A 4094-nucleotide genomic window follows, 5' to 3' on the forward strand; every position below is an offset into this window, starting at 1 on the left:
CATCCATATGCCCAGGACGCCAAAGCCCAAAACCCGCCCCAGCAGCACGCCGAAGCCCACCCGCATGGTCCACATGGAGACGGAGGAGACCACCATGGTGAACCGGGTGTCCCCCGCGGCCCGGAGGGCCTGGGGCAGGGCGAAGGACAGCGGCCAGAACAGCATGCCCATGAAGCCGTGGAGCCAGACAATCTGCCGGGCATAGCCCTCCGCCTCCGGCGAGACGTTGTACAGCCGGAGGACCAGAGGCATGGACAGGTACACCAGCAGGATGCAAAGGTCCATGGCGGCATAGGCCGCCTTAATCAGCTTTTTTGTGTAGGTCCGGGCCTTGCCGTAGTCCCCGGCCCCCACGCACTGGGACACCACCGTCACGATGCCAAGGCCCATGGCGTTCCCCGCCACGCACTGGAAGGTGGCCAGGGAGTTGCCGATGGCGTTGGCCGCCACGGAGGCGGTGCCCAGGACGGAGACGGTGGAGAGGAGCAGGATCTTTCCCAGCTGGAACATGCTGCTCTCCAGGCCGTTGGTCACGCCGAAGCGGAGGATGTTCCGCATGATGCGGCGGTCGTGCCGGAGGCTCAGCCGCTCCACCTGAAGGGCCAGGCCNGGCCGCNGGAGCAAAACCAGCATGGNCGCCGCCNCNAAAACCCGGGAAACCACCGTGGGAATCGCCACGCCCTCCACCCCCATGCGGAGGCCGAAGATCAAAAGGGCGTTCCCCCCGGCGTTGATGACGTTCATCACCAGGGAGACCCACATGGAAATTTTCGCGTTCCCCATGACCCGGAAGAGGGCCGCCCCGGCGCTGTAGACCGCCAGGAAGGGGGTGGAGGACTCCACAATGAGATAATAGGTGTTGGCGTAGGCCGCCACGTCCGGCTCCACCTGACCGAAGACCACGTTCAGCACAAAGCCCTTTCCCAGGTAGAAGAGGGCCATGATGAGCAGGGAAGCCTCCATCATGAAGAGCAGCAGCTGCTCCCCGGCGTGGCCGGCCTTGTCCCGCTCCCGGCGGCCCAGGAACTGCCCGGCGATGGCGGCGCCGCCGGTGGCCAGGGCGGCGAAGGCGTTTACCAGCAGCACGTTCACCGTGTCCACCAGGGACACGGCGGAGATGGCCGCCTCGCCCACCTGGGAGACCATGACGGAGTCCAGCAGGCCCACGGTGATGGCCAGAAGCTGCTCGATGACCAGGGGAACGATGAGCCGCCGGAGGTCCCGGTTGGTAAAGTCGATTTGAATGGGTTTGAGATCCATGGAAGCTCCTTATCTATCGAAACTCTCTGGGGTTCATGTGGAAGGTATTTCGAAAAGCCCGGAGGAAGGTGGAGTACTCGGAAAAGCCCACCTGCTCCGCCGCTTTCATTACCGGCATCCCGGCCCGGATCAGCTCTCCCGCCCGGAGGAGCCGCTTCTGGCTGATGTACTGGTGGATGGTGTAACCGGTGACGGCCTTAAAGCGGTGCATCAGGTAGTAACGGCTGAGGTAGAAGCGCCCCGCCAGGGCGCTGACGGTCAGATCGGCGTCCAGATTGGCGGTGATGTAGCGCAGGATCTCCTCGATCTTGGGGTCCACCCGGTAGCTGTCCGTCTCCTCCTGGGCGGTGCGGTCCCGGAGGATGTCCCGGTTCACGCCTATCAAAAGCTGCTGGCAGAGGGTGTCCGCCATGCGCCCCGCGCCGAACTNCGCGGAGTGGAGGGCCTCCTCCAGCCGCTGGACGGCCCCCATGTACTGGAGGCGGCGCTCCGCATCCGTCCGCAGCAGATGGAAGCCCCGGCGGCGGGCGGCGTCAAAGCAGGCGTCCAGGGCCTCGCCAGGGTCGCTCCGGGCGGCCAGCCAGTCCCGGCCCAGCCAGATGACCACCCGCTCATAGGGCTCCGAGGGGTCGATGACGGGCCTGTGAATCAGGTTGTGCTGGACCAGCAGGATGTCCCAGGGCTGGAGGAAGTAGGTGACGCCCTCCACCAGATAGGCCGCTTTTCCCCCCAGGAGGAGGATGAGCTTGTCGAATTCATGATAGTGATAGTCCACCTTCTGGGCCCGGCTGTCCTTCAGATGGAAGAGGCGGAAGTCCTCGTTGAGGTAACCCCGTTTGCTGGCGGTTTCTCCAATGAACACGGCGCCGTCCCCCCTTTCCCGGTTTGCGACCTCTATCCTAGCGCACTTTTTGCCCTGCCGCAACCCGAATATCCAACAAACCTGGAAAAAGATTTTCCCCATCTTTGGCGGAAGCGGCAAAAACACGGGCTCTGGAAACGAAAAATTTGGGCACACGGAGTTCTTGAAATTTGCTATAGTTATGTGTAAGATATTCCGGCATATAATGAAGGACAAGGGGCGTCCTTTCGAAGACCGGATTCCCGACACGGTATGAGGTGAATGTATGAACGCTTATGTAGTTGCGGACCAGCGCTGGGCTTTCGGCCGAAACGGCGGGCTGCTCTTTTCACTGCCCACGGATTTGGAGCATTTCCACTCCCTGACCCGGAACGGCACCGTCATTATGGGTCCGGAGAGGCTGGAGTTCTTCACGGGAGGGGCTCCCCTGCCCCAGCGGCGGAATATCATCGTCACGCGGAACCTTGCCGCCCTGCCGGAGGGGACGGAGGGAGTTCCTTCTCCGGAGAAGGCCCTGGCGCTGGCGGGGGGCCCGGAGGCGGAGAACCTGTGGATCATCGGCGGGGGCAGCATTTACGCCGCCCTGCTCTCCCGGTGCCGCCGGGTGTACCTCACGCGGGTGGAGACCCGGGTGCAGGAATCGGATACGTTTTTCCCCAACCTGGACAAGCTGCCCAATTGGGAGGTGGCCTCCGAAGGGGAGCCCATGGAGGAGGACGGCATGAAGTTCCGCTTCCTGGAATACGTGAACACAAAGCTGGCGGGCTGAGCCCGCGGGGACTTTCGGGAACACCCGGAAGTCCCTTGTTTTTCCCCCTGCCCCAGGGTATAATGAGGAGGCAATTCCAGCTGGAGAGGAGGCGGCCCCATGGCGGATTTGAAAACGGACGTGCGCTATATCAAGGGCATCGGCGAGCAGCGGGCCAAGGCCCTTGGAAAGCTGGGCATTCACACCCTCCGGGACCTGATTTCCTGGTTCCCCCGGCGGTATGAGGACCGGACCGAAACCCGCCGCGTCGCGGACCTGGTCCCCGGCGAACCCGCCTGCGTCGCCGCCATGATCGCCGCGCCCCCCACGCTGTCCCANATTCGCAAGGGCTTGGACCTGGTGAAGGTCCGGGCGGTGGACGAGACGGGGGCCCTGGATGTGACCTTCTTCAACCAGTCCTGGCTGAAAAACAGCCTCCAGGCGGGGGAGATCTACATCTTCTATGGCAGGGCGGAGGGGAACCTGCTCCGCCGCCGGATGGCGAATCCCGTGGTGGAGCCGGAGGGACGGCGGGAGGCCACGGGCCGCATTGTCCCCGTCTACCCCCTCACCGCCGGAGTCAGCCAGATGATCCTCTCCCGGTCCATCCGCCAGGGGCTGGACGCCTGCGGGGATATTCTGCCCGACATCCTGCCGGACCAGGTCCGGCGGGAGCACCAGCTCTGCCGGGTGGGCTACGCCTATGAGAACATCCACTTCCCCGCCGGCGGTCAAGCCCTGGAGCTGGCCCGGCGGCGGCTGGCCTTTGAGGAGCTGTTCCTCTTCACCCTGGGCCTCCGGCGGCTGCGGCAGCGGCGGGAGACCGTGAAGGTGGAGCCCTTCCGCCNCGTGGACATGGGGCCGTTTTACAGGGCGCTCTCCTTCACCCTGACGGAGGCCCAGGGCCGCTGCGTGGAGGAGGCCCTGGGGGACATGGCCTCCGGCAGGCCCATGAACCGCCTCTGCCAGGGGGACGTGGGCAGCGGCAAGACCATGGTGGCCGCCGCCTGTGTGTACTTCTCGGTGAAAAACGGCCGTCAGGCGGCTCTGATGGCCCCCACGGAGATCCTGGCCCGGCAGCACTATGAGGGCCTGGCTCCCCTGATGGAGCCTTTGGGGGTCCGCTGCGCCCTGCTCACGGGGTCCCATACCGCGAAAGAGAAAAAGGCCCTGGCCGCGGGCCTGGCGGCGGGGGAGATCGACTTTGTGGTGGGCACCCACGCC

4 protein-coding genes are annotated in these 4094 nt (G+C 64.7%); 2 read left to right on the forward strand and 2 right to left on the reverse strand.

Annotated elements, in window-relative coordinates:
* Positions 1–1260: MATE family efflux transporter (locus JX325_RS13225; protein ID WP_204791571.1), on the reverse strand; the 1260-nt coding region annotated here is incomplete at its 3' end.
* A 13-nt stretch (positions 1261–1273) separates the two neighbouring features.
* Positions 1274–2122, reverse strand: a complete 849-nt coding sequence (locus JX325_RS13230; protein WP_243414085.1) for an AraC family transcriptional regulator — start codon at positions 2120–2122, stop codon at positions 1274–1276.
* A gap of 265 nt (positions 2123–2387) precedes the next feature.
* On the opposite strand from JX325_RS13230, the gene JX325_RS13235 reads away from it, so the two are divergent.
* Complete coding sequence (locus tag JX325_RS13235; protein WP_204791573.1) at positions 2388–2891, forward strand: dihydrofolate reductase; 504 nt, start codon at positions 2388–2390, stop codon at positions 2889–2891.
* 99 nt (positions 2892–2990) lie between these two features.
* Positions 2991–4094, forward strand: a 1104-nt coding sequence (locus JX325_RS13240; RefSeq protein ID WP_204791574.1) for a DEAD/DEAH box helicase, incomplete at its 3' end; no start/stop codon positions are given.

This window comes from Oscillibacter sp. CU971 (assembly GCF_905219725.1).
GTDB lineage: Bacteria > Bacillota > Clostridia > Oscillospirales > Oscillospiraceae > Oscillibacter.

Excerpts from the sequence above, each read along its gene's own strand:
- JX325_RS13235 (WP_204791573.1), top strand. The coding sequence starts at position 2,388 with ATGAACGCTTATGTAGTTGCGGACCAGCGCTGGGCTTTCGGCCGAAAC.